Origin of the sequence: Pedococcus sp. 5OH_020 (assembly GCF_027812955.1) — a bacterium.
GTDB lineage: Bacteria > Actinomycetota > Actinomycetes > Actinomycetales > Dermatophilaceae > Pedococcus.
Map to the genome: position 1 here is coordinate 179,497 of NZ_JAPYZV010000008.1, position 24,620 is coordinate 204,116.

A 24,620-nucleotide genomic window follows, 5' to 3' on the forward strand; every position below is an offset into this window, starting at 1 on the left:
AGTCGCGGGAGTCAGTTCCATGGTGATGCACCAGCCAGGCGCCGGCGAGTCGCCGTGACCAAGTCGTCATGCGGCCTTCCTCCCCAGCCACACCGCGAACGCGACCATCAGACCGAGGCCGAACACCCAGGCGAACAGGCCCTCGGAGACCGGCCCGAGGTTCCCGAGGTTCATGCCCCCGACGTTCTCCTCCTTGTCGATCGCGTGGAGGTAGCTGATGATGTCGTTCTTCGACTGGGGCGAGATGTTGGCGTCGTTGAAGACCGGCATGGACTGCGGCCCAGTCACCATCGCCTCGTAGATGTGCTTTCCCTGAACATTGCGCAGGCTTGGCGCGTACTTCCCGCGGGTCAGGGCGCCGCCGGATCCGGCGAAGTTGTGGCACATCGCGCAGTTCACCCGGAACAGCTCGCCACCCTTGGCAACGTCACCGTCACCCTTGGTGTACTGGGCGTCCGGGATCGGCGGGCCGGGTGCCAGCGACGCGACGTACGCCGCCAGCGCCGAGATCTCCGGCTGCCTGAACCGCACCTTGGCCTTGGGCGCCTGGACGTCCGGCTTGGCCAGCGGCATCCGGCCCGTGCCCACCTGGAAGTCGACCGAGGCGGCACCGACACCCGCCAGGCTGGGGCCGACATTGGTCCCCTGCGCCTGCAGGCCGTGGCAGGTCGAGCAGTTCGCGAGGAAGAGCTTCTTGCCTTCTTCGACCTGGCTGGCCGCGGCGGGGGAGGCGTCGGCCTGCTTGGGCGCGAAGGTGGAGTAGGCGACCCCGGTCAGGACCAGGCCCAGGAGGAGGAGCAGGGCGATCGCCGCGGGATGGCGTCGACGGGCGGCCAAGGCGTTCACAGTGCGGTCCTCATCATGGGGGCTGAAGCTGCGGACAGGGGCGGGTTGGCGGTCACTGGAGCAGGTAGATCGTGGCGAAGAGGGCGATCCAGACGACGTCGACGAAGTGCCAGTAGTACGACGTGACCACGGCACCGGCGGCCTGCGCGTGGCTGTAGTGCCGGGTCGTGAAGGTGCGCCCGATGATGAGCAGGAAGGCGAGCAGCCCGCCGGTCACGTGAAGAGCGTGGAACCCGGTGGTCAGGTAGAAGACGGAGCCGTAGGCGTTCGAGGACAGCGTGATGTTCTCGTGAACCAGCTCGGAGTACTCGAGCACCTGGCCGGACACGAAGATGGCCCCGAAGAGGTACGTCAGGACGTACCACTCCCGCATGCCCCACCCCTTCGGGGAGAGCAGTCGGCCGTCGCCGCGGTGCGCCTTGCCGTGCTCGGCCGCATGGACGCCGAGCTGGCACCATACGGACGACACCACGAGGACGATCGTGTTCGCGGTCGCGTACGGCACGTTGAGAACGGACGTCTTCTCCTGCCACAGCTCCGGTGACACGGACCGGATGGTGAAGTACATGGCGAACAGGCCCGCGAAGAACATCAGCTCGCTGGCCAGCCACACGATGGTGCCCACCGACACCATGTTGGGCCGGGACACGGGCCCGTGACCGGGGATGCTCCCGGTTGAGCGGGGGGGTTCGGAGGTCACCGCGGATGCTGTCGCCACAGGCGCCATTATTGCCACATTCCCCTATCGGCACACCGTCGACCCCCCGACGGGTCCGCGGCCCCCTGGAAAGCCGCACGGGTAGCATCTGCGGCATGACCGCTTCGCACGCGACGGCCGCCGACGGCGCTGCCACCTCAGGCTCTCCGGTACGCCAGATCTCGGTGCTGCTCTACAGCGACGACCGGACGACCCGGGACACCGTCCGGGTCACCGTGGGCCGTCGCCCAGCGCGGGATGTGGAGGTGGCCTCCTGGCGTGAGTGCGCAACGGCGCCGGCCGTCATCGAGGCGGTCGAGTCCGCCTCGTTCGACGTGCTCATCCTCGATGGCGAGGCGTCGCCCACAGGCGGCCTGGGGCTCTGCCGCCAGCTCAAGAACGAGATCTTCAACTGCCCGCCGGTGCTCGTCCTGATCGGACGTCCTCAGGACGGCTGGCTGGCCACCTGGTCGCTGGCGGACCTGGTGGTGCCTCACCCGCTCGACCCCATCTCGCTGGCCTCCGCCGTGGCCGAGCTGGGTCGTCGCGGGCGCCCGACCGCATCGTGACCGCCGAGGCGGCCCAGGCCTCGGCCGAGCACACCTGGCCGGACCTGCTCACCGCCCTCCTTCAGGGGCAGCACCTCACCGTGCAGCAGGCCTCCTGGGCGATGAACGAGGTGATGAGCGGAGAGGCGTCACCGGTTCAGCTGGCCGGCTTCCTCGTGGCCCTGCGCGCCAAGGGGGAGACCGTGGACGAGCTGCGCGGGCTCGCGGACGTCATGCTGGCTCACGCGAACCGCATCGACGTACCGGGGGTGAGCCTCGACATCGTCGGCACGGGGGGCGACCGGCTGCACACGGTGAACATCTCGACGATGGCCTCCATCGTCATCGCGGCCAGTGGCATCCGGGTGGTCAAGCACGGCAACCGCGCCGCCTCGTCGTCCTCCGGCTCCGCGGACGTGCTGGAGGCGCTGGGAGTCGACCTGGGACTGCCCCCGCAGCGGGTGGCAGACGTGGCGCAGGAGGCAGGAATCACCTTCTGCTTCGCGCAGGCCTTCCACCCGGCGATGCGGCACGCCGCGGTAGCCCGCAGTGGCCTGGGCGTCGGGACCACCTTCAACGTCCTCGGTCCGCTGACGAACCCGGCCCAGCCGACGTACGCCGCGGTCGGCGTGGCGGACGCTCGCATGGCCCCCCTCATGGCAGGGGTGTTCGCCGGTCGCGGCAAGGACGCAGCCGTGTTCCGCGGTGACGACGGTCTGGACGAGCTCACCCTGAGCACCACGTCCACGGTGTGGTGGGTCCGCGGCGGCGCCGTGACGCAGCGCAGCCTCGACCCACGGGAGGTCGGGCTGGAACGCCAGCCCCTGGCGGCTCTGCGCGGCGCCGACGCGGCACACAACGCCCAGGTCGCCCGGGATCTCTTCGCGGGTGCGCAGGGAGCCGTCCGTGACGCGGTGGTGCTCAACGCCGGACTGGCGCTCGCTCTCACGGAGCAGGACCGGGGCCCCTCTCAGGAGGACTTCGTCGCGGGCGTCCGGGCCGGGATGGACCGTGCGGAGCAGGCCCTGGACTCCGGCGCCGCAAGCCGTCGGCTCGACGAGTGGGCCGAGGCCACGCGCCACGCGTAGGTCCGACCCGCGACGCCCTGCTGCTCGTCAGCCAGTCCGCCCGGCCACCCGAAGGACGGCCTCGACGGACCGGTCCACGTCGGCCTCCGTCGTCGACCAGCCGGACACGGAGATCCGCATCAGCCGGCGGCCCCGCCACGTCGTGCCGCCCAGCCAGCAGGTCCCTTCGCGCTGGACCGCCTCCACCACAGCATCGTTCCGTTCGTCGTCCCCGAAGCTCGCCAGCACCTGGTTCAGCACCACCTCGTTGACCACCTCCGCGCCCCCGGCCGCCAGGCCGTCGGCGAACCTGCGTGCCAAGGTGCAGGACCGCTCCACGAGGTCTGCGACGCCTTGCCGCCCGAGCTCACGCAGCGCGGCCCAGACGGTGAACCCGCGCGCGCGCCGGGACGACTCCGGGACGAGGTCACCGAGAACCGGCTGGGGGCGTTCCTGTCCCGTCAGGTATGCGGCGGTGTAGTGCAGCGCGTCGGCGTGGACCTGGGGCCGGGAGCAGATGGCGAAACCGACGTCGTACGGCACGTTGAGCCACTTGTGGCCGTCGACGGACCAGGAGTCGGCCAGGTCGAGTCCCGCCACCAGCGACGCGGTGGCCGGTGAGGCCGCCGCCCAGAGGCCGAACGCGCCGTCGACGTGGACCCAGGCACCGTGGTGGTGCGCCACCTCGCAGGCCGACAGCAGGTCGTCGCAGGCGCCGGTGTTGACGTTGCCCGCCTGCACACAGACGATGGTCGGCCCGGCCCGCCCCGACGCCAGTACCGCGTCGAGCCGGCCTACGTCGATGGCACCGTCCGCCTTCGCCGCCACGGGTTCGAGGACTGCCGAGCCGAACCCCAGCAACCGCAGTGCCCTGTCGATGGTCGCGTGGCGCTCGGCCCCAGCCACGACTCGTACGACGGGGGCACCGCCAAGGCCGTCGCGCTCCACGTCCCACCCCGCCTCCGCCAGAACGTGATGGCGCGCGGTGGCCAGGCAGGTGGTGTTGGCTCCCTGGGCTCCGGTGACGAAGCCCACGGAGCACCCGGGAGGCAGCCCCAGCACGCGCAGTAGCCATGAGGCCGCCACCTGCTCGGCGGCGGCCGCCGCCGGTGAAAGCACCGCGTTGAAGGCGCACTGGTCCCAGCCGACCGCAACCAGGTCCGCGGCGGTGGCCGCTGGCAGGGCGCCGCCGATGACGAACCCGAAGAACCGGGGGCCCGCCGTGGCCATGAGCCCAGGGGTGAAGCTGTCGACCAGTTCGCTGAGGACCTCGTCCGCGGGAGTCGGGTCGTCCCGCATCGTCCGGTCCAGACGGTGGAGCCACGTCATCGGCTCGGCTGCGTGGACCGGTGCCTGCGGTAGGCCTTCCCGATGCTGCGCCGCGATCTCCGCCGCACGATGGAACAGCGCGCTGAGCTCCGTCATGCCGGTGAACGTAGCGCTGCCCTCGCGCTTCCGCCTCCGTCGCGCGACGCACGGCAGCCGGGTGCCTCAGGTCATGGACGCGAGCCAGCTGAGGGCCTGCCGCGCGTCCGCCCGGCGCTGCTCGTACCTGGCACCGACGGCGAGGAGGACGATGCCGAGAGTCCCGAGGGTGAGGTACTGGGGCAGCTGCAGGGTCAGGGGGCCCAGTCGGGTCAGAGCGACGATGACCGTGGCGACCGCGCCGACCACGACGGGCGCCTGCCAGCGGCGCGCCACGCCGGCGAGGAGTATGGCGACCGCAGTGGTGGCCGTGAGTACCGACCTGACCGGCCCGGGGTCCGCCGCCGTCAGCAGTGCCGAGGGCAGCAGCGCCACGATAAGGCCCGGACCGAGGGTCCACCACGACACCTCTCGCAGCTGCCTGCGGGACCACCACCCGGCCGCCAGGAGGAACACCGCCAGCGGCAGTGTGTACGCCTCCGGGGTGTCCACACCGGCGTGGGCGCTCTCGACCCACGAGCCGGCGGTGAGGAAGAGAACGCCCACGATGACGGCCCGGCGGCGGGCCGGCAGCGCGGCGTACATCACCGCGAGCACCCCGTACGCGGCGCAGCACCCTGCCGCGGCGTGCGGCCACTCCCGCCCCACGGCGGTGGCCACCGCGTCGAGGGCCACTACCAGCGCTGCCACCGCAAGGACGACCTCTTCCTCGGTGCGCCTGCGCCAGGCGGCCAAGGTGAGCATGACGACGGGCAGAGCGGCCAGGAGACCCCAGCGCACCTGCGCAGAGGCAGGCTCGCCGACCAGCCACGTTGCCCACGTGCCGCTCGTGCACGCTGCGGCCGCCCACACAGCCCGCAGGCGGGGGCGCAGGACGGCCAGAGCGGCTCCGCTCGCTGTGATCGCCAGCAGAGCGGCGAGCTGCACCCAGGACGAGAGGCTCCCGGCGACCGCCACGCCGAGGGCGAGCAGCTGAGCCGTGCAGCCGACCCCGCCCACGGGACGCTCCTCGGCGGTTCGCGGGCGGGCCAGCGCGAAGAGCGTCAGTGCCAGACCCGTGGCGGTCAGGGCCAGGCTCTGGGCCGTCACGGAGACCATCGCTGCGGCGACCACCACGGCACCCACCGTCGCTGTTGCTGCGGCGGCAGCAGCAGCCGCTCGCCACCCGGGCCGCAGCGCGGCGGCCGTCGTCGCGGTGAGGGCGCAGGAGAGCAGCACGACCACGCAGGCGTACTGCTGCCCGTGGACGAAGGACACCAGGAGAAGGACGACGAGTCCCAGGAACGCCTGCAGCTCGAACCACTGCGACGCGACTCCGGTCCCCAAAGGCCGCAGACCGAGGAGCGCCACGGCGGTGAGTGCCGCCAGGACCGCCAGGACTGCCGTCCCGAACGCGCCGGCCTGGAGGCCCGAGCCGAGGACGGCGGCGGGTAGCGACACGCTCGCGACCACAGCGACCACTCCGAGGGCGCGCCAGTCACCGCTGAAGGGCGCCCGCCGCCAGGCGGTGAGCACAGCGTGCGTGGACCCGTGGGTCACCACGCGTCCCCTCACGACCTCCCGTACGACGGTCGCCCCGGCTGCCGTGATGATCAGAAGCACCACCAGGCAGGCGAGGGCTGTGGCCTCAGGCCTGCCGTCCCCGTCAGGGCGGTAGGCGGCGAGCGCGCCGCCGAACGCGAGCAGGCCGGAGAGGGCGGTCCACAGGGCTGCGGGACCGGAGCAGGCTCGCCTCGTCAGGCCCCAGGTGCGGGGAAGCAGTACTCGGGCAGCCCCGAATACCGCTGCGCCCAGGAGCGCGAGGGTGGCCGCGGCTGCCGGCGAACTGTCCCCCAGGGACACCACCCCTGCCCAGCCGACGGAGGCCGAGGTCAGGGCGACCAGAGCGAAACCGGCAATGCGGTGGTCGCGCCGGTGAAGGGCTGCCAGAAGCAGGGCCACCAGCGCGCCGGATACGGCGGTGTAGACCCGGCCGTCGACCTGGTCGAGGGCGAACAACCCCAGGCGCCGGGCGGCCGCGGCGTCGAGCACCAGCAGACCTCCGCACACCAGGGCCAACGCTTCCGCGCTGCTCGGCAGGCGGCGGGAGGACAGCAGGAGCGCTGCCACCGCGGCCAGGGCGGTGAAGCCACCCATCAACAGGACCTGGCCGTAACGGCCGATCACGAACCAGGCGAAGGCCAGGGCGATGGACGATGCCACGAGCACGAGCAGGACCCCGATGGCCAGCAACGTCTGCTGCGTGGTCCACGTCCGCAGCGGCACGGCTCCGGCGGGTGGCCGAGGCGCTGCGGGCGCACCGGGGACTCCCGGCACGCCGGGGAGTCCAGGGTCAGCGGGACGCTGGTCCCCGACCTGCCCGGAGGTCGTCACAGGGACCTGCGCGGGCGAACGTCCGCTCCGCAGGGCGGTCAAGAGCTCGACGCGCTCGGCCCGAAGCGTGGCCAGAGTTTGGTCGACATACCACAGGCGCGCGGCGACGGGGCCCGTGAGTGGGATCCGGCAGGCAGGGCAGCCGGAGGCGTAGGGCGGCAGAGGAGCCCCGCAGGAGGGGCAGGGAATGGGCGGCATCGGTCCTCCCGGACAGGAATGTGGTGCTGGTCAGGCGCTGCACCCAGTGTCCTGGTCGGACCTACCGCCCCGGATGAGGACTGGTACTCATCTCGGGCCTGTACTCATCTCGGGCCTGTAAGTCATCTCGGACCGGCGGTCAGACCTCAGTCGCCGTCGAGACCCAGGCTGAACGCCGCTTCGAGGTCGTGCTTGGAGTACGTGCGGAAGGCGATGTGGGTGTTCGTGCCGATGACTCCCTGGACCTTGTTCAGGCGGTCGGCGATCACGTCGTTGAGCTGCTCGTGCTCTTTCACGCGGATCATCGCGATGAGGTCTGCGTCGCCGGCCACGGAGTAGACCTCGCTCACGCCGTCCAGCTCGGCAATGGCTTGCGCGACCTCCGGAATGCGGTCGACTTCGGCGTTGATGAGCACGATGGCGGAGATCACAGGCTCAATCTAGCCGCAGCGGGGGCCGGAGCCGCATCTGCCGGCACGGTCGCGTTTCCGGCCCGCGGGGGAGGCGTCAGGAGGCAGCCACGAAACCCGCGACGTCGTTGCGGGCCAGAACCTCCGGCTCGAGATGGGCCCTGGCACCGCCGGCCCCACCGACGGGACACGTCCACTCCCCCTCCAGGTCGACGATGCGGACCCCGGGCAGCTCGAGCCACCTCAGGATCTTCTCGGTCTCCTCCGGGATGGCGGCGGGCGCCGGCCACGGTGCCGGCAGCACCGCCTCGGCGGTGGTGCGCAGAGCCTCCACGTACGGCATGGGGTCCGCCCCTCGGGCGGAGAGCGCGGTTGCGGCCAGGCGACCGTGGCGCACGACGATCAGCTCCCAGCCACCGGGCGCCGCGGGCCGTGCCGCGATGATCTCCGGGCTGGCGGCGAGCGGGGCGATGCGCTGCGCTCTGGCGATGCCGCGCACCAGTGCGAGCAGCCGGTCCCGCAGGGTGCCGGCGTCCTCGTACCGTTCCTGTTCGGCCAAGGAGCCCATCCGCGTCCGCAGTGCGGTGACCACCTGCCGCGAATCACCGACCAGCGCATGGCCGGCCCTGTCGACGATGGCCGCATACTCCTGAACGGTCTGGGCCCCGGTGCAGGGCGCGCCGCAGCGGCCCATGTCCGCCAGTACGCAGGCCCCCACCCGACTGTGGGGCGTCAGCCGCTGGACGCACTGCCGCAGGGGGATCACCTCGTGCACCGCCGCCACCGCTGACTCCGCCGAGAGGCGGCTACTGAAGGGACCGATGTATCGCGCGCCGTCGTTGCGCACCTCCCGCACGATGGACAGCCGCGGGAACGCCTCGACGGTGAGCTTCACCCAAGAGGCCCGCTCGGGCGACCGGGAGCGGCGGTTGTAACGAGGCTTGTGCTCTGCGATGAGCCGCAGCTCGCGAACCTCGGCCTCGAGCGTGGTGGCGCAGACGATGGGCGTGACGCTCTCGGCGAGCCGCACCATCTCCTCCATCCGGGTCCGGCGCTCTGACGCCGTGAAGTAGCTGCGCACCCGGGTGCGGATATTGACGGACGTGCCGACGTAGAGCACCCGGCCCGCGCCGTCCTTGAAGACGTAGACCCCGGGCTCGTTGGGGAGCCCGTCGGCCAGCCAGCGCTTGCGACGCTGAGCGGGGCTCACCCGCGACGTGTAGCTCGAGAGCTCCTCCAGGGTATGCACCCCGAGGCTGCCGACTCGGCCGATCAGCGCATGCAGCACGTCGACGGTCGCCCTGGCGTCGTGCAGCGCGCGGTGGTCCGGCGTGGTGGTGGCACCGAACAGCGCGGCGAGGGTCGAGAGCTTGTGGTTGCGCGCCTCGTCCCGGGTGACGAGCTGCCTCGCCAGGTGCACGGTGTCCAGCACGGGGTGCGAGGGCCACTCGATGCCCTGCTGGCGGGCCGCCATCTTGAGGAAGCCGATGTCGAAGCCGGCGTTGTGGGCGACCAGAACCGAGCCTTGGGCGAACTCGAGGAACGCAGGCAGGGCGGACTGGATACGCGGGGCATCGGCGACCATCGCGGTGGTGATCCCGGTGAGCGCCTGGATGAACGCGGGGATCGGCAGGTGCGGGTTGACCAGGGTCTGGAACTCGCCGAGCACCTCGCCCCCGCGGACCTTGACGGCGCCGATCTCGGTGATGGCCGAGTCCTGCGGGCTCCCCCCGGTGGTCTCAAGGTCGACGACGACGAAGGTGACATCGGCCAGAGCCGTGCCCAAGTCGTCGAAGGTGCCCTGGACCATCTGCATGCCGCGACGGTATGCCGCCGGTATGACAGGGGGTCGAAGGCGCGCCCTGTGCCCGCCCCGGCACGCCGCCGTCCCTGGTGGCGCCAGGGCCGGGGTGTGGGTGGGCGCCGCGGTCCGGTGCGCCGCGGTCGGGTGCGCCGCGGTCGGGTGCGCCGCGGTCGGGTAGGTGGTCTGTCGGTGGCGCTGGGCTGGGTGGCCTGTCGGTGGCGTCTCGTAGCGTCGTCGGCAGGTGGAAGAGACCCACACCGGAGTTCGGACCAGGAAGGGGTGGTCAGGGTGATCATCGACTGTCAGAGCTGTCCCGTGCGTGACCTGCACTGTGACGACTGCATGGTGACGGCGCTGCAGGCCCCGTCGGCGGGCGGGCTGCGCCTCGATGCCGCCGAACGGCTCGCTGTGTCCCGCTTGGCGGCGGCGGGGCTCGTCAGCGCCCAGGAGGCGGCCACCGCCCAGGCCAGGCGAGAGCCGTGGGCCACCCACGTCCGCGCGGTGGGGTGAGCCGGCTGCCTAGGATGACCCGGTGAGGCTCCGCGTACCACCGAGGGTCGCGGCTGCCGTCGCGGCCGCACTGCTGGCCGCCGGTTGCACCGGTGGCGGCCACTCGGGGGATGTCTCCCTCGCCACGTCCCGTGGCACCTCTCCGGCGGTGAGCAGCACGGCCGGGTCGACACCTGGTGCGCAGAACGCGCCTGACCCGACCGTGCTGCGTGAGGAGGCCCTCACCACCCTTCTCAACCGCCGCGCCGCCGCGGTGCTCTCGCGTGATCGCCGCGCCTTCGTCGCCACGCTGGACAGCACGACGACCGGCTTCGGCCTGCGTCAGCTCGCGCAGTTCGAGGCCCTGTCCCAGCTCCCGCTGGCACAGTTCAGCTATGGGACGCCGGAGCCGGCCCCCGCTCTCAGCGCCGAGCGGATAGCCCAGGTCGGCCCCGACGCGTGGGTCAGCCGGGTGCGCGGGCGGTACTCGCTGGCAGGCTTCGACAGCGCCCCCGACGAGTTCGAGTCCTACCTCACGGTGGTGCGTCGCGGCAGCAGGTGGAAGCTCGCCGACGACGCGGACGGCGGGAACCAGCCACAGCTCTGGGACCTGCCGAGGTTCACCGTCCTGCAGAGCGCGACGACCCTGGTCGTGGGCAGCGGCCCTCAGAGCCGGCTGCGGCCTTACCTCGCCCTGGGTGACCTGGCCGTCAAGCGGGTGCGTTCGGTCTGGACCGAGCCATGGCGTGCCAAGCTGGTCCTCGTGGTCCCCGCAAGCGCCGCCCAGATGGCCGAGCAGGTCGGCCAGGACCCGGGAAGCGTCAAGCAGGTCGCCGCCGTCACCGATGGGCCGTTCGACGCCCGGGGGCGCGCCGTCGCCGACCGGGTCGTCGTCAACCCCGGTGCGTTCGCCTCGCTGCAGCAGCGAGGGCGTCAGGTCGTGGTGACCCATGAGGCCACTCATGTCGCTGTCAGGGCGAGCACGAACGGCCCCGTACCGCTGTGGCTGTCGGAGGGTATGGCGGACTTTGTCGGCTACCGGGACATCGGTGCGACCCGTTCGCAGATCGCGGCGGCGCTGCTCGACAGGGTGAGGGCCGGCCACGGACCCACGGCCCTGCCCGCAGAGGCGGACTTCGACCCGTCACGGACCACGATCGCGCCCAGCTACAACGCGGCCTGGCTGGCGGTGAACCGCATCGCGGACCGCTACGGCCGGGCGGCCCTGGTCCGGCTGTACCTGCAGATCGCCGACGCCCCCCGCCAGCCGGGCGGCCGGCAGGACCCCGATGCCGCGACCCGCGCCGCCTTCCGGTCGGTCCTGCACACCAGCCAGGCCTCCTTCACCCGGGAGTGGCTGGCCTATCTGAAGGCGCTCGCGTCAGGTTCCTGAGCGGCCTCCACGACCAAGGACACCACGACGAGGGATCCGACGAGCCAGAACTGGTTGTAGAAGGCCTGCTTGTTGACGAGGTTGGCAACGAGCAGGACAAGGGCGAGCCACCGCAGCACCGGGCCCATCGGCGGCTGTCTTCTCCACACCGTCGAGGTGACGGCCGCGAGCGTGCCGAGCACCACGACGCCCGTCACGTAGAACGGGAGCGTCACGCCGAAGGTGTTCAGGGCCAGCAGGTACAGGGTGTTCGCGAACCTGATCGGGTGGAACGACAGCAGCAGCGTGATGGTGTCGTGGACGAAGTCGCCGGGACCCGCCACGACCCAGGGGAGCAGCAGCACACCTGTCAGCGCTCCGGTAACCAGGGTGCGACGCCAGCCGAACGGTCGCCATACGAGGAGGACGGGAAGGAGCAGCGCCAGGTGCTGCTTGCTGGCGCAGGCGAGGGCCAACGGCACGACTGCCCACCAGCCCTGCCCGCGGTGGACCAGTGCGGCCCACGCCACCAGCCCGGCGAGCAACAGGGGTTCCGTCCACGCCTGGTCGAGCTGGGTGAGCGTTCCAGGCGCGAAGAGCAACACGGACGTGGCTGCGGCAGCCCTCCAGGCCCATCCACCCGGGGCTCCGACAGGTGCACGCGTTGAGGGCAGAGGTGCGGGGGAGGCCTGGCCGGGGCCAGGACGCCGCCCGAGGAGCCATACACCGCCGACGCAAAGCAGCGTCCAGAAGGCCAGCGCCCACCGGACGTCTCCCAGGAGCCACCTGCCGGGGGCGAGGAGGACGGCGGTCCACGGCAGGTAGGTGAAGGCGTCCTGGATCCCCGGCGAGCCGGTCCAGGTCATGGCGTAGAAGTTGCGACCCTCGAGCAGCGCGTCCGCAGCCTGCTGCAGCGTCACCCAGACGTCGATGCGTGGACGCGGCGACGACAGGACGGCGGTGGCGGCGCAGGCGGCATACGTCGCCACCGCCACGGCTTCCGCTGCCCTGGCCCTACCTCCGCTGGTGGCCCACAGCAGCCCGGCGCAGGCCAGCGGTCCCGCGACCAGGAGGGTGGTGGCGATGGCCAGCCCCGTCGGCCCCAGGTAGCTGAAGAGCGGGACAGCCAGGGTAGCCAGCGCGGAGCCGGCCAGCATCGTGACCACCGCGCCCCGCGTGAGTCCGACGCGCCACCCGCGCCACTGCCAGAGAGCCAGTGCCACCGTGCCGGCCGACAGTGCCGCCACGATGGGGATCCGGTACCGCACGACGCTCCACTGGAGGGCCGTGAAGAACAGCAGCCAGGCCACCGCGAAGACGGTGGCCTGGGGGGAGGACGACGGGCGCGCGCCGGCGGGCATGCCCTAGACCGTAGAGGTCACCCCTTCGCCGCCGAGTACAGGGCCTCGACCTGGTCGTGGAAGTCCTTCATCACGATGTTGCGCTTGAGCTTCAGGCTGGGCGTGAGATATCCGTTGTCCTCGGTGAAGTCACCGTCGAGGACGGTGAACTTGCGGATCGACTCGGCCTTCGAGACGGACTTGTTCGCCACGTCTACGGCCTTCTGGAGCTCGGCGAGCACCGTGTCGTTCGTGCGGGCCTGGTCGAAGGTCACGTCGGGTATCCCGTGGTTCTTCGCCCAGGTCGGGTACATCTCCTCGTCCAGGGTCAGGAGCGCGGCGATGAACGGCTTCTGGTCGCCGACGACGATGCACTGCGAGATCAGGGGGTGGGCGCGCAGCCGGTCCTCGAGGGCGGCCGGCGCGACGTTCTTGCCACCGGCGGTCACGAGCAGCTCCTTCTTGCGGCCGGTGATCTTGAGGTAGCCGTCCTCGTCCAGCTCCCCGATGTCGCCGGTGTGGAACCAGCCGTCCTGCACCGCGCCAGCAGTGGCCTCGTCGTTGTTGTGGTACGCCGCGAACACGTTGTTGCCGCGAATGAGGATCTCGCCGTCGTCCGCGACCCGGATCCCCACGCCGGGCAACGGTGCTCCGACCGTGCCGATCTTGACGCGGTCGGGCACGTTGACGGTCGCTGGCGCGGTGGTCTCGGTGAGGCCGTACCCCTCCAGCACGGTGACGCCGATTCCGCGGAAGAAATGGCCCAGCCGGGTCCCGAGGGGCGCACCGCCCGACACGGCGTACAGCACCCTGCCGCCCATGGCAGCACGCAGCTTGGCGTAGACGAGCTTGTCGAAGACGGTATGCCGAAGCTTCAGACCGAGGCCGGCGCCGCCTGCATCCTGCGCCGAGGACCAGGCGATGGCCGTGTCGGCCGCGGTGGCGAAGATCTTGCCCTTGCCTTCCGCCGTGGCCTTCTGCTCTGCGGAGTTGTAGATCTTCTCGAACACGCGGGGCACGGAGAGGATGAAGGTCGGCTTGAACTCCGCGAAGTCCGCGAGCAGGTTCTTGATGTCGGCGCTGTGCCCCATCTTCGCCTCGCCCGCGACACACAGGACCTGGATGAAGCGGGCGAAGACGTGGGCGAGCGGGAGGAAGAGCAGGGTGGAGGCGCCTTGCGCCTTCACGACCTCGTGGAGCTTGGTAATGGCGTTGTCCGCCAGGGCCATGAAGTTGTCGTGGGTGAGCTGCACGCCCTTGGGGCGGCCGGTGGTCCCGGAGGTGTAGATGATCGTGGCGATGCTCGAGCGGTCCACACCGGCTGTTGCGGCTGCGAGGTCCTCGTCGGAGACCGACACGCCGGCGGCCTTGAGCTCGGCCACGGCTCCGGCATCCACCTGCCAGACGTGCTTGAGCGCCGGAAGCTGGTCCTTGACCTCGTCCAGCGTCGCCTGGTGGGACGGCGTCTCGAGCATGATGCCGTTCGCTGCGGAGTCCGCCAGGATCCAGCTGACCTGCTCCGCGGAGGAGGTCTCGTAGATCGGCACGGTCACCGCGCCCGCAGTCCAGATCGCGAAGTCCGTGAGCGTCCACTCGTACCGTGTCTTGCACATGATCGCGACGCGGTCGCCCTGCTTGATCCCGGCCGCGACGAGCCCCTTGGCCACCGCACGGACGTCCTCGTGGAACTGAGCGGCCGTCACGTCGACCCAGCGTCCGTCCTCCTTGCGCGAGAAGGCCACGGACGTGGGGTTGCTGGCTGCGTTGCGCGCCGGGAGGTCGGCAAGGCTTCCCTTCGCCGTGGGCTCGACGAGGGGCGGCGCGACATGTTCCTGCACGGAGTCTCCTTTGACGAGGCATGACTGCCTGAGGGGGCCAGACTACCGACCGGTAGAGGGGATCAGGGCGTGCGCGAGCAAATGCCGCGGTGACATGGGAAACACTGTCGCCATGAGGTCGCGACGGATCGACATCGTCGACGACACGTTCATCCGTGCCTCACCTGGGGCGATCCGCGCCCAGCTGGACGACCAGGCGTGGGCGGCGCGCGTGTGGCCCCATGTCTCGCGCACCGTCCTGCGCGACCGGGGCATCTTGGGGGTCCGGTGGGCCGTCGACGGCCAGGTGGTCGGGGAGATGGAGGTCTGGATCGAACCATGGTGGGACGGCGCGGTCGTCCACCACTACGTCCGCGGCACGCCGGGCCCGCGAGCGCCCCGGGATGTGGCCGTCCGGCATACCCGCCGGTGGAAGCTGGCGGTGCACCTGCTGAAGGACCGCCTCGAAGGCAACACGCTGTAGCCTTCCGCGCATGGCCGACCGCACCGAGTCCAGCATCGAGATCGCAGCCAGGCCTGGCGAGGTCCTCGACGTGATCGCCGACTTCGAGAGCTACCCGCAGTGGGCCACCGAGGTGAAGAAGGTCAGCGTCCTCACCGAGGAGGGCGACGGCTGGGCCGACCAGGTGCAGTTCACCCTGGACGCCGGCGCCATCAAGGACACCTACGTTCTCGACTACGACTGGGACGTGCGCAAGAACGGGACGGGAGTCGTCTCCTGGAGCCTGGTCGAGGCAAGCGTGCTCAAGGCCATGAACGGCTCCTACACGCTGGCCGCCCAGGGCAAGGACGCCACGACCGTGACGTACAGGCTGGCCGTGGACGTGCGGATCCCCATGCTGGGAATGCTGAAGCGCAAGGCCGAGAAGGTCATCATCGACACCGCGCTCAAGGAGCTGAAGAAGCGGGTCGAGGGCTGACGGAGCCAGGCCTCGTACGCTGATGCGCGTCATCCTCTTCACCGGCAAGGGCGGTGTCGGCAAGACGACGACGGCTGCGGCCACCGCGGTCCGGGCTGCCCGAGCGAGCGTGAAGACCCTGGTCATGTCCACCGATGCCGCGCACTCCCTCGGAGACGCGCTGGCGGTGGAGCTCGCCGGTGCAGGGTCGCCGGTCGAGGTGGAGCCTGGCCTGTCGGCGCTCCAGGTGAGCCCGCCGCAGCTCCTCGGAGAGTCCTGGAGGGTTGTACAGGACTACCTCCTCTCCGTGCTGGGCACCGTGGGAATCGACACAGTGGTGGCTGAGGAGCTCACCCGGCTGCCCGGCGCCGAGGAGATCGCCGCCGTGCTCGAGCTGCGCGCGCAGGTCGAGTCCGGCCCGTGGGACCTCGTCGTCGTCGACTGCGCGCCGACGGCCGAGACGCTGCGGCTCCTGGCGCTGCCCGAGGCTCTCGCGTGGCACCTCGAGCGCCTGTTGCCGGCGCAGCGGGGCCTGATCCGTTCGCTTCGGCCCGCTGCGGCGGTGGCGGCCGGGGTGCCCCTGCCCGATCCTGCTGTGCTGGAAGCAGTGACGGGCTGGCACAGCGACATGAGAGCAGTGCACCGGCTGCTCACGGGCGACCAGGCCTCCGTGCGCCTGGTGCTCACGCCGGAACGCGTCGTCATCGCCGAGTCCCGACGGACCTGGACGTCGCTCTCGCTGTACGGCTTCGTCGTCGACGGCGTGATCGTGAACCGCGTCTTCCCCGATGCCGCGGCCGGGGTCGGCGGGGCGGCCCAGGAGGCGCCCGACGCGTGGCGGAGCGGGTGGAACGTCGCCCAGCGGGCAGGGCTGGTGGAGGTGCGGGAGTCCTTCGCCGGCCTACCGGTCTCGGTGACGCCCTACCTGTCGCAGGAGCCCATCGGTGTCGAAGCCCTGGCCGAACTGGCACGGGCGCAGGACGTTGACGCCGAGAGTCTCGGCCCGGCAGACGGGAATCGACACCGGCCTCCAGACCGGCATCCAGACCAGCAGGCAGACCGGCACGCGAACGGACGGGGGGACGCCCAGAACCTGCGCGAGGTGCTGCTGGCGCCGGTACGGCACCACGGCCTCTCAGTGGAGCGCACGACGTACGGGTTCCTCCTGACGCTGCCGCTGCCCCTGGCCCACGCCAGCGATCTGGCGCTCCAGCGGCGTGGCGACGAGCTGCTGGTAGCAGTCGGCGAACACCGCCGCGTGCTGACCCTCCCAGCGGCTCTGCAACGATGCGTGGTCGAGGGCGCCTCCGTGCGAGACGGACAGCTGCGCGTCCGCTTCGCCCCTGACGAGGAGGTATGGCCCCGTGGCTGAGCAGGACCGTTCCCCAGTCGGGTCGGTGGCCGAGGAGGCCGCGCGGCTGGTCGACGCCCTCGGCGAGTGGGCGCAGAGCGCCGGCAGCGACCGGTATGCCGAGAGCCCTGTAGCGGGCAAGGACCACGCAGCCGGGCCGCGATGTGCTCACTGCGGGGCGAAGGCTGGGCTAGGCCGACCGGTGGTGTGCGAGCTGTGTCCGGTGTGCCAGGGCATCGGCGTGCTGCGGTCGATCCGTCCCGAGACGGTGGACCGGCTGGCTGACCTGGCCGGCGCCGTCACCACAGCCCTGCGTGACCTCGCTGCTCGGCGCCGCGAACCCGCCCGGGCCGGCGCCGACCCCGGTCCCCGGCACGGAGGCCGCGGCGGCGGCGTAGACGACATCCCGATCGAGGACGAGGACGAAGGCGAGGACGAGCGCAAGGACGTCGTCGACGTCGCAGACGGCAACGGCGGGCACGGGGTGGGCGCGTGAGCGAGCGGCTCTCGGTGGGCATCGACATCGGCGGCACCAAGGTCGCCGGCGGTCTCGTCGACGTCGACGGCAGGGTGGTCGGCCGGGCCAGACGTGACACTCCGCACCGCTCCAAGAGTCCCGGCGTGGTCGAGGACACGATCGTCGAGGTCGTCGCCGAGCTTCTGGCGTCCACCAGCTGCGAGGTGGCGGCCGTGGGGATCGGAGCGGCGGGCTTCGTCGCGGCCGACCGGGCGACGGTGGTCTTCGCTCCGCACCTTTCCTGGCGGGACGAGCCCCTCGAGGCCAACCTCCAGCGTCGGGTCCCCGTGCCCATCTCGGTGGACAACGACGCCAACGCCGCTGCCTGGGCGGAGTGGCGGTTCGGCGCGGCGCAGCAGGACTCCCACGTGATGATGGTGAACCTCGGTACGGGCATCGGCGGCGCCCTGGTCCTCGACGGCCAGATCATGCGAGGCCGCTACGGCATCGCCGGCGAGTTCGGCCACATGCAGGTTGTTCCGGGTGGCCAACGGTGCGAGTGCGGGAACCGCGGCTGCTGGGAGCAGTACGCCTCGGGGAACGCTCTCGTGCGCGAGGCTCGGTCGCTGATGACGGCGAACAGCCCGATGGCGACGGACCTGTTGGCGCGCGTCGACGGCGACCCGATGGCGCTCACCGGTCCGATGATCACCGAGGCGGCTCGCGAGGGCGACCCCACGGCCACCGAGCTCCTGACCGAGATCGGCCAGTGGCTCGGGATAGGGATCGCCAACCTCGCCGCCGCCTTCGACCCCGGTGTCTTCGTCATCGGTGGTGGCGTCAGCGCCGCGGGCGACCTCCTCCTGGAGCCGGCGCGGACGACGTTCCGTCGGCACCTCGCTGGTCGCGGCTACCGGCCCGAGGCGCGGATCGTGGCCGCGCAGCTCGGCAACGAGGCGGGCCTCATCGGGGCGGCCGACCTCGCCCGTCGGGACGCAGACGGCCGGCAGTGAGCACGATCCGGGTCGCGTCCTACAACCTCAAGGACCTGACCCTGGACCGACGCGCGGCCGCGCGGGTGATCCGCACCATCGACCCGGACGTCCTGTGCCTTCAGGAGGTGCCGCGTCGGCTCTTCTCGCCCTGGCGCGTGTCCGCGTTCGCCGCGGAGTGCGGCCTGTACTGGTCCGGGAGGCATCGCGGCAGCGGCGGCACCACCATCTTCACCTCGCTGCGGGTCCACGTTGCCGAGTCGAGCCACCTGCGCCTGCCGGTGGCCGCCCTCCAGCGGACCCGCGGGTATGCCGTGATGAGCGTCGCCCCGGCAGGTCACCCGGCGCTCCTCGTCGCCTCGGTGCATCTCAGCCTGGACGCCCGGGAGCGGGTGGCCCATGCCGAGCGGATCCTGCGGACGCTCTCGGCGAGCGCTCGGGTGCTCCTGGCCGGCGACCTCAACGAGAGTGAGTCCGGCGCGGCGTGGCGGATGTTCGCGGGTCGGTTGCGGGTCGTGTCACCGGCGCGGCCGACGTACCCCGCCAAGGCTCCGCATCGGATGCTCGACGTCATCTTCGCCTCACCGGACCTGCCCGTGCTGCCCCATCAGGAGGTGCCTCTCGACGACGCCGACCTCGCGGCTGCGAGCGACCACCGGCCGACCTGGGTCGACCTGAACGTCGGCCTCCCCGACGGTGCGGTGGACGCGTCGCGCTAGACCCTGGCGCCGTCGTCGGGGTCGTCCTCGTCGCGCGAGTGTGGCTGGCGCAGCACCAGCAGGACGAAACCTCCGATGGTGAGACCGAGTGCACCTACGGTCCACCAGCCGCTGACCCCCGGCCTGAACATCACCAGCCACAGCAGCAGGAGGGGGCCCGCCACCAGCCCCACGATGATCCCCCAGAACTGGAGGTCTTCCTGCGGGGGCAGAGGAGCGGTGGGTCCAGGCTCGAAGTGCTCCTCCTCGTCCTCCGCCGCCGCGTGCGGCTCGCTGCGTGCCTCCTGCGGCGGGTGCGCGGCGACCTGCTCGTCCGAGGCGCCCTGGTCCGCGCCGCGCCATACGACGAAGGGACGTGTCGGCGGGGGGTTCACCGGGTGCGCCCGGGACTCGGGCGGGGGGTTCACCGGCTCTGGCCGAGGCTCGGGCTCTGGGTCGGGCGGCCGGTCGCCCTCGGGTGCCTGCGGGAGCTGGCCCTGCTCACCGGTCGAGCGGGGGTCGACCTGTACGTCGTCCCAGTGCGCGATGATGTCCGCGAACTCGGCGTCCACGTCCCGGTCGCTCATGGGAAGTCCTTCAGGTCCAGGGGAGAAGCTGCACTCGAGCTCTCTAGCTGAGCCGCTCGATGAACCGCACCGACTCCTCAAAGATACGTGGCGCGTCGTTGTCGAGGGTAGCCACGTGGTAGCTGTCGTGGAGCAGGATCTCGGTGGAGTCGGCGCTGGAGATGCGCGCGAGGATCAGCTCGGAGCTCGACGCCGGCACCACATGGTCGTCCGGTGAGTGCAGCACCAGCACCGGCTGGGTCACCTCGGGCAGGTCCCTGATCACGTTCTTCCAGGCCACGAACTGCGAGTGGGCAGCGTGCACCGGCGACCGGTCGTAGGCGAGCTCGGTCACCCCAGCCTTCTTGATGTCGCTGGCGATCGCTGCGGCACTAGGCATCACGTGCCTCAGGATCGGCACGAGGCGGACTCGCCAGTCCTCGAACTTCACGGCCGGGTTCACCAGGACCAGGCCGGAAACGCGTGGTCCTTGGTCCTGGGCCAGCGCCAGGGCCAGGGCGCCACCCATCGACAAGCCACCGACGAACACCCGGTCGCAGCGCTCGTAGAGCTGGCGGAAGGTGCGGTCCACCTCGGCATACCAGTCCTGCCACCGGGTCCTGTTCATGTCTCGCCAGGTCGTGCCATGGCCGGGCAGGCGCGGGACCCGCACGGTGTACCCCTGTGCCGCAAGGTGCTCGCCCCATGGACGCATTCCCTGGGGCGTGCCGGTGAAGCCGTGGACCAGCAGAACGCCGGTGCCGGAGCCGTCGTGCGAGTAGGGCTCGGCGCCGGGCAGCACGGTCACGGGGAACTCCTCGGGCGGCGGGGTAGCGGTTGCTGGCGCATCCTCGCATGCAGGGGTCGGGCCGTACAGAGTGCCGTAGAGTTCACCGCGTCACAGGAGGTAGTGCGTGTTCTACTGGGTTCTCAAGACGGTCGTGCTGGGCCCGATCCTCAAGCTGTTGTTCCGGCCGTGGGTCGAGGGGGAGGAGAACATCCCGGACGAGGGCCCGGTGATCTTCGCGAGCAACCACCTGTCGTTCTCGGACTCCATCTTCCTGCCACTCGTGGTGCCCCGGCGGATGACGTTCCTGGCCAAGTCGGACTACTTCACGGGGCGCGGCCTGAAGGGCCGGCTGACGGCGGCCTTCTTCCGCGGCGTGGGCCAGCTGCCGGTCGACCGTTCCGGTGGCCGCGCCGGGGAGGCGGCGCTGCGCTCCGGTCTGAAGGTCCTGCGACGCGGAGAGATGCTGGGGATCTACCCGGAGGGCACGCGCAGCCCCGATGGCCGGCTCTACCGGGGCCGTACGGGGGTCGCCCGGATGGCCCTGGAGGGCAAGGTCCCGGTCCTGCCGGTCGCCATGATCGGCACGGACAAGGCGCAGCCCACGGGCACGAAGATCCCCAAGCTGATCAGGATCGGCGTGAAGATCGGCAAGCCGCTCGACTTCTCCCGCTACGAGGGGATGGAGGACGACCGGTTCGTCCTGCGGTCCATCACCGACGAGATCATGTACGAGCTCATGCTGCTGTCCGGTCAGGAGTACGTCGACATATACGCGACGTCGATGAAGAACCGGATCCTTGCCGCGGCGAGGACCAAGGCCCGAGAGCTCCAGGAGGCAGCCCTTCCCGGGACGGCGGCGAAGGAGCTGGAGGAGGCGCTCGACGCAGGCGACGAGGACACCGCGCGTAGCCAGCGGCCGGCGGTCGACGACGCCGTGGCGGACATCGACGAGTCCACCGGCCGTCTCGGCGAGGGCGCCGCGCCGCACCGGGGGCAGGCGGACCAGGCGGACAGCGAGCTCCCGCCGGACCGTCGCGCGGCCAGCTGAGCCGCGCGTGGTGCGTCCCCTGAGCCGAGCTGACCTGCGGCCGGTTGCCGCACCGGGCTCCCAGCCGGAGGTCGTCTCGGCACTCTGGAAGGGCATCGACGTCTTCCGCCCCATCGCGCTGGGTTATGCGGCGTACTCGCTGTGGGATCGTCCGCACGACCTGCTCCGGCCCGCACTGGCATGGTCGGTCCTGGCTCTCCTCGGGGCGTGGACCGTGCTCCTGGTGTTCTATCGCCAGCGGAACGCCTGGCTGGTCGCCGTCGAGCTGCTGTTGGCGTCAGGGGCCGTCCTCGCCACCCGCCTGGTCGACACGGCCGCGGAGATCGAGGCAGGGTCGCGGACGCTGCCCACGTTCTGGCCGGCTGCCGGCGTGGTATCCGCCGCGGTGCTGCTCGGGCGCAAGGGCGGCGTGCCCGCAGCCATCCTCATCGGCCTGGTGGACCTCGTGGAGGTGCGCCGGGCCACTCCGAACACCGTCAACAACATCGTTCTGCTGCTGCTGATCGGAGCGCTGGTCGGGTATGCGTGCGACCTGGCGCGCGAGGGCCACGTCAAGCTGCGTGAGGCGCTGGTCCTGGAGGCCCAGGTGCGTGAGCGGGAACGCCTCGCGCGGACGGTGCACGACGGTGTCCTGCAGACTCTGGCGTTTATCAACAGGCGGGGCCGAGAGCTCGGCGGGGAGGCAGCGGCCCTGGGCGGGATGGCGGCGGACCAGGAGCGTCAGCTGCGCGCGTTGGTCAGCGGCGCGTCCCTGTCGGGGTCCGAAGACGGCGGCACGGGTGAGGTGGACCTGCGCCAGGGGCTTGCCCGGTACGCGGGTGGGGCAGTGCAGCTGGTCGCTCCCGCCGACCCCGTGGCGGTGCCCGCGGAGGTCGCGACAGAGCTCGTCGCCGCGGTCGGCGCTGCTCTGGACAACGTCCGCCTGCACGCAGGGCAGGGGGCGCAGGTCTGGGTGCTGCTCGAGGACCAGGGTGACTCGGTCGCCTTGACGGTGCGGGACAACGGCGTCGGTATGGCCCAGGGCCGGCTGGAGGAGGCGGCCGCCGCGGGCCGCCTCGGTGCGTCGTCGAGCATCCGGGGGCGGGTGGCGGACCTCGGTGGCCGGGCCGAGTACTCCTCGCGGGAAGGCGCGGGTGTCACAGTGCGCATGCAGGTGCCCAAGTATGGTTCGGCCGACGGCGAAGGAGTGCGATGACCGAGCACAGCACCACGGTGGTCACGGTGGTCGTCGCGGACGACCATCCCTTGTGGCGCGACGCTGTCGCACGCGACCTCGCGGAGGCGGGGATGTCGGTCCTCGCGACTGCTGCCGACGGCCCGTCGGCGGTGAACCGTACGAAGGCGACCCGGCCGGACGTCCTGGTCCTCGACCTCAACCTGCCCGGACTCCGTGGCCACGAGGTCTGCGCGGCCCTCGGGGACCTGCCGACGCGCGTGCTCGTGCTGTCCGCCTCCGGAGAGCAGCAGGACGTGCTGGAGGCGGTGAAGGCCGGAGCGACCGGCTACCTGGTCAAGTCCGCCTCGCGGGAGGAGATCGTCAATGCGGTCAATGCCACCGCCCGCGGCGAGGCGGTCTTCACGCCCGGGCTGGCCGGCCTGGTGCTGGGCGAGTTCCACAAGCTCTCGACCCAGCCTCACACGGACTCCTCCCGCCCGATCCCCGAGCTCACTGCTCGGGAGACGGAGGTCCTCAAGCTCGTGGCGACCGGGCTGTCTTACAAGGAGATCGCGGCGGAGCTGTTCATCTCGCACCGCACGGTGCAGAACCATGTCCAGAACACGCTCGGCAAGCTCCAGCTGCACAACCGCATCGCGCTGGTCCGCTTCGCGATCGCCAAGGGGCTCGAGGCGCCGGAGGCCTAGGTCACGGAGGCCCAACGCTCTGAGGCATACCGCCCTGGGGCCTGGCGTCACGGAGGCCTAAAGCCCTGAGGCCGGTCTGGGCCCTACGGGTGGCTACCGCGGCACGCGACCTCGTACGATCCCTGGGGTGTCGCCAACGAACGACGCCGACGGGTCCGCGTGGCGCCGCCTTGCCGACTGGGCTTGGCCCGGGCATCCCCGCACCTGGCGCGACCTGCCCCGGCGACTGCGACCCACACTCTCCACGGTCTTCCGGCTGACGGCCGCCGCCGTCGTGGCCTACCTCGTGTCGCGCGCCCTGACCCAGGGCGCCGTGGACCTGACCGGGCCACTGACTGCGCTGCTCGTGGTGCAGGCCACCGCCTTCTCCACGATCAAGATGGGCGCAGTGCGGGTGGCAGCAGTGCTGGCCGGGATCCTTGTCGCCACCCTGCTCTCCACCTGGATCGGGTTGACGTGGTGGAGCCTGGGTGCGGCCATTGCGGCCTCGCTGCTCCTGGCGAAGGTGCTGCGGCTGGGCGAGCAGGCGCTGGAGACGCCGATCAGCGCCATGCTGATCCTTGCTGTCGGCAACCATGACGTGGCGGCCGAGACGAGGATCCTCAACACCTTGGTCGGCGCGGCGGTCGGCGTGGCGTTCAACCTTGTCTACCCGCCGGCCATGCCCACCGCCTCGGCCCGCCAGGCTGTGCTCCAGGTGGTCGAGGCGGCTGCGGCGCCCCTCGACGCCGCAGGTGACGCCCTCCTCGCCGGCCCGGTGACCCGCGAACAGGTCAGCTCGCTGATCGACAGGGCGCGGTCCGCCAACCGTCAGGTCGCTCGAGCCACGACCGCGGTCGCGCACCTCAAGGACAGCCGGCGGCTCAACCCTCGAGCACTGGGCACGGTGGATGTCGAGCCGGTGCTGGCCTCGGGGCTCGACGCCCTCGAACACTGTCTGCTGGCCATCCGTGCCCTGTTCGCCGTCGTGCTGGCCGAGGTGCCCCAACAGGCTGGGGCCGACGACCCGTATGGCGCGGAGCTGCGGGGGGCGTTCGCGGTGGTGCTGCACGACACCGCTGACTGTCTGCGCGCCTTCGGCAGCCTGGTCATCGCTGAGGCGGAGGGACGCGAGCAGGAGACCGAGCTAGCGCTGGCCGAGAGCCTGGACATCCTGCGGGAGACCCAGGCCATCCTTACCGACCTGGTCCTCGTCAAAGCGCACGAGGACACGTCGTCGTGGCTGTTGCGAGGGTCCGTTCTCGCCGCCGTCCAACAGGTCCTGTCTCGGCTGAACCTGGAGGATCGAGCCCGTATCCACCGCCGCTGGAAGGAGGAGCAGCTGCGGCGCCGTGTGGTCCAGCTGCCCCGGATCGTCCAGGACGTGCTTCCCCATCCCGACCGGCCGTACCCCCGCGGTCTACAGCCGGAGCGCCTCTGGCGCCGTCGACGGGGCAGGGCCGGGGAGTCACGCCGCTGAACCTGCCGTGGAGCCCACCCGGAAGCAGTCCCTGACGTCACATGACCGAGATCTGGGCTGTGCAGAGGGGGCTCGACGCCGGCGCCTATC

General features: G+C 71.2%; 24 protein-coding genes. 14 read left to right on the plus strand and 10 right to left on the minus strand.

From position 1 onward, the window contains the following. Nucleotides 1-66 precede the first annotated feature (66 nt). Together qcrC and ctaE are read right to left on the minus strand one after the other, a co-directional pair. Complete coding sequence (gene qcrC / locus PHA84_RS15875; RefSeq protein ID WP_270889103.1) at nucleotides 67-846, minus strand: cytochrome bc1 complex diheme cytochrome c subunit; 780 nt, start codon at nucleotides 844-846, stop codon at nucleotides 67-69. Nucleotides 847-898: 52 nt separating this feature from the next. Further along, nucleotides 899-1,573 carry an aa3-type cytochrome oxidase subunit III gene (gene ctaE, locus PHA84_RS15880; protein ID WP_442952911.1) on the minus strand — a complete coding sequence of 225 codons (675 nt, stop codon included), beginning with the start codon at nucleotides 1,571-1,573 and terminating at the stop codon, nucleotides 899-901. An 86-nt stretch (nucleotides 1,574-1,659) separates the two neighbouring features. Between ctaE and PHA84_RS15885 the strand changes: the two genes are divergently transcribed. Together PHA84_RS15885 and trpD are read left to right on the plus strand one after the other, a co-directional pair. Next, nucleotides 1,660-2,112: a hypothetical protein gene (locus PHA84_RS15885; protein WP_270889104.1), complete on the plus strand. Its 453-nt coding sequence runs from the start codon at nucleotides 1,660-1,662 to the stop codon at nucleotides 2,110-2,112. Continuing rightward, a complete protein-coding gene (gene trpD / locus PHA84_RS15890) occupies nucleotides 2,109-3,179 on the plus strand; it encodes an anthranilate phosphoribosyltransferase (protein WP_270889105.1) in 1,071 nt (356 codons plus the stop codon). Before PHA84_RS15885 ends, trpD begins: the two co-directional genes overlap by 4 nt. Nucleotides 3,180-3,206: 27 nt before the next feature. Here the strand turns inward: trpD and PHA84_RS15895 are convergent, their stop codons facing one another. The 4 genes from PHA84_RS15895 to PHA84_RS15910 all read right to left on the minus strand — a co-directional run bounded on the left by PHA84_RS15895 (nucleotide 3,207) and on the right by PHA84_RS15910 (nucleotide 9,380). Next, nucleotides 3,207-4,583 carry a pyridoxal phosphate-dependent decarboxylase family protein gene (locus PHA84_RS15895; RefSeq protein WP_270889106.1) on the minus strand — a complete coding sequence of 459 codons (1,377 nt, stop codon included), beginning with the start codon at nucleotides 4,581-4,583 and terminating at the stop codon, nucleotides 3,207-3,209. A 66-nt stretch (nucleotides 4,584-4,649) separates the two neighbouring features. Continuing rightward, nucleotides 4,650-7,154 carry an SCO7613 C-terminal domain-containing membrane protein gene (locus tag PHA84_RS15900; RefSeq protein WP_270889107.1) on the minus strand — a complete coding sequence of 835 codons (2,505 nt, stop codon included), beginning with the start codon at nucleotides 7,152-7,154 and terminating at the stop codon, nucleotides 4,650-4,652. 146 nt (nucleotides 7,155-7,300) lie between these two features. Next, nucleotides 7,301-7,585 (minus strand): Lrp/AsnC family transcriptional regulator, encoded by a 285-nt coding sequence (locus PHA84_RS15905; RefSeq protein ID WP_270889108.1) that lies wholly within the window; start codon nucleotides 7,583-7,585, stop codon nucleotides 7,301-7,303. Between the two features lie 76 nt (nucleotides 7,586-7,661). Beyond that, entirely contained in the window at nucleotides 7,662-9,380 is a 1,719-nt protein-coding gene (locus PHA84_RS15910) for a DEDD exonuclease domain-containing protein (protein ID WP_270889109.1), read from the minus strand. A 303-nt stretch (nucleotides 9,381-9,683) separates the two neighbouring features. Between PHA84_RS15910 and PHA84_RS15915 the strand changes: the two genes are divergently transcribed. Both PHA84_RS15915 and PHA84_RS15920 read left to right on the plus strand, forming a co-directional pair. Then, complete coding sequence (locus PHA84_RS15915; RefSeq protein WP_270889110.1) at nucleotides 9,684-9,878, plus strand: hypothetical protein; 195 nt, start codon at nucleotides 9,684-9,686, stop codon at nucleotides 9,876-9,878. 22 nt (nucleotides 9,879-9,900) lie between these two features. Beyond that, nucleotides 9,901-11,250, plus strand: coding sequence for a hypothetical protein (locus PHA84_RS15920; RefSeq protein WP_270889111.1), 1,350 nt, complete (start codon nucleotides 9,901-9,903; stop codon nucleotides 11,248-11,250). Here the strand turns inward: PHA84_RS15920 and PHA84_RS15925 are convergent. Continuing rightward, nucleotides 11,220-12,590: a hypothetical protein gene (locus PHA84_RS15925; protein WP_270889112.1), complete on the minus strand. Its 1,371-nt coding sequence runs from the start codon at nucleotides 12,588-12,590 to the stop codon at nucleotides 11,220-11,222. The two genes, PHA84_RS15920 and PHA84_RS15925, sit on opposite strands and share 31 nt — an antisense overlap. Nucleotides 12,591-12,607: 17 nt before the next feature. After that, nucleotides 12,608-14,407, minus strand: coding sequence for an AMP-dependent synthetase/ligase (locus PHA84_RS15930; protein WP_270889113.1), 1,800 nt, complete (start codon nucleotides 14,405-14,407; stop codon nucleotides 12,608-12,610). 112 nt (nucleotides 14,408-14,519) lie between these two features. Here PHA84_RS15930 and PHA84_RS15935 point away from each other — a divergent pair, with 112 nt between their 5' ends. Genes PHA84_RS15935 through PHA84_RS15960 form a run of 6 tightly spaced genes read left to right on the plus strand, consistent with a single transcriptional unit; the run spans nucleotide 14,520 to nucleotide 18,825 of the window. Next, nucleotides 14,520-14,870 carry a hypothetical protein gene (locus PHA84_RS15935; RefSeq protein ID WP_270889114.1) on the plus strand — a complete coding sequence of 117 codons (351 nt, stop codon included), beginning with the start codon at nucleotides 14,520-14,522 and terminating at the stop codon, nucleotides 14,868-14,870. 10 nt (nucleotides 14,871-14,880) lie between these two features. Next, nucleotides 14,881-15,327, plus strand: coding sequence for an SRPBCC family protein (locus PHA84_RS15940; RefSeq protein WP_270889115.1), 447 nt, complete (start codon nucleotides 14,881-14,883; stop codon nucleotides 15,325-15,327). Nucleotides 15,328-15,349: 22 nt separating this feature from the next. Further along, a complete protein-coding gene (locus PHA84_RS15945; protein WP_270889116.1) occupies nucleotides 15,350-16,678 on the plus strand; it encodes an ArsA family ATPase in 1,329 nt (442 codons plus the stop codon). After that, nucleotides 16,671-17,153, plus strand: a complete 483-nt coding sequence (locus PHA84_RS15950) for a hypothetical protein (protein WP_270889117.1) — start codon at nucleotides 16,671-16,673, stop codon at nucleotides 17,151-17,153. Before PHA84_RS15945 ends, PHA84_RS15950 begins: the two co-directional genes overlap by 8 nt. After that, nucleotides 17,150-18,127 (plus strand): ROK family glucokinase, encoded by a 978-nt coding sequence (locus tag PHA84_RS15955; RefSeq protein WP_270889118.1) that lies wholly within the window; start codon nucleotides 17,150-17,152, stop codon nucleotides 18,125-18,127. Before PHA84_RS15950 ends, PHA84_RS15955 begins: the two co-directional genes overlap by 4 nt. Beyond that, nucleotides 18,124-18,825 carry an endonuclease/exonuclease/phosphatase family protein gene (locus PHA84_RS15960; protein WP_270889119.1) on the plus strand — a complete coding sequence of 234 codons (702 nt, stop codon included), beginning with the start codon at nucleotides 18,124-18,126 and terminating at the stop codon, nucleotides 18,823-18,825. The genes PHA84_RS15955 and PHA84_RS15960 overlap by 4 nt, the downstream gene beginning before the upstream one ends. Here the strand turns inward: PHA84_RS15960 and PHA84_RS15965 are convergent. Together PHA84_RS15965 and PHA84_RS15970 are read right to left on the minus strand one after the other, a co-directional pair. Then, entirely contained in the window at nucleotides 18,822-19,391 is a 570-nt protein-coding gene (locus PHA84_RS15965; RefSeq protein WP_270889120.1) for a hypothetical protein, read from the minus strand. The two genes, PHA84_RS15960 and PHA84_RS15965, sit on opposite strands and share 4 nt — an antisense overlap. A gap of 43 nt (nucleotides 19,392-19,434) precedes the next feature. Then, entirely contained in the window at nucleotides 19,435-20,178 is a 744-nt protein-coding gene (locus tag PHA84_RS15970) for an alpha/beta hydrolase (RefSeq protein WP_270889121.1), read from the minus strand. 106 nt (nucleotides 20,179-20,284) lie between these two features. Between PHA84_RS15970 and PHA84_RS15975 the strand changes: the two genes are divergently transcribed. From PHA84_RS15975 to PHA84_RS15990, 4 genes are all read left to right on the plus strand, one after another. Beyond that, nucleotides 20,285-21,208: a lysophospholipid acyltransferase family protein gene (locus PHA84_RS15975; RefSeq protein WP_270889122.1), complete on the plus strand. Its 924-nt coding sequence runs from the start codon at nucleotides 20,285-20,287 to the stop codon at nucleotides 21,206-21,208. Between the two features lie 7 nt (nucleotides 21,209-21,215). Further along, the gene (gene macS, locus PHA84_RS15980; protein ID WP_270889123.1) at nucleotides 21,216-22,403 is read left to right on the plus strand and encodes a MacS family sensor histidine kinase; all 1,188 of its coding nucleotides are present in this window, start codon (nucleotides 21,216-21,218) and stop codon (nucleotides 22,401-22,403) included. Then, nucleotides 22,400-23,071 (plus strand): response regulator, encoded by a 672-nt coding sequence (locus PHA84_RS15985; RefSeq protein ID WP_270889124.1) that lies wholly within the window; start codon nucleotides 22,400-22,402, stop codon nucleotides 23,069-23,071. The genes macS and PHA84_RS15985 overlap by 4 nt, the downstream gene beginning before the upstream one ends. Before the next feature lie 127 nt (nucleotides 23,072-23,198). After that, nucleotides 23,199-24,530 carry an FUSC family protein gene (locus tag PHA84_RS15990; protein WP_270889125.1) on the plus strand — a complete coding sequence of 444 codons (1,332 nt, stop codon included), beginning with the start codon at nucleotides 23,199-23,201 and terminating at the stop codon, nucleotides 24,528-24,530. The last annotated feature ends 90 nt before the right edge of the window (nucleotides 24,531-24,620 follow it).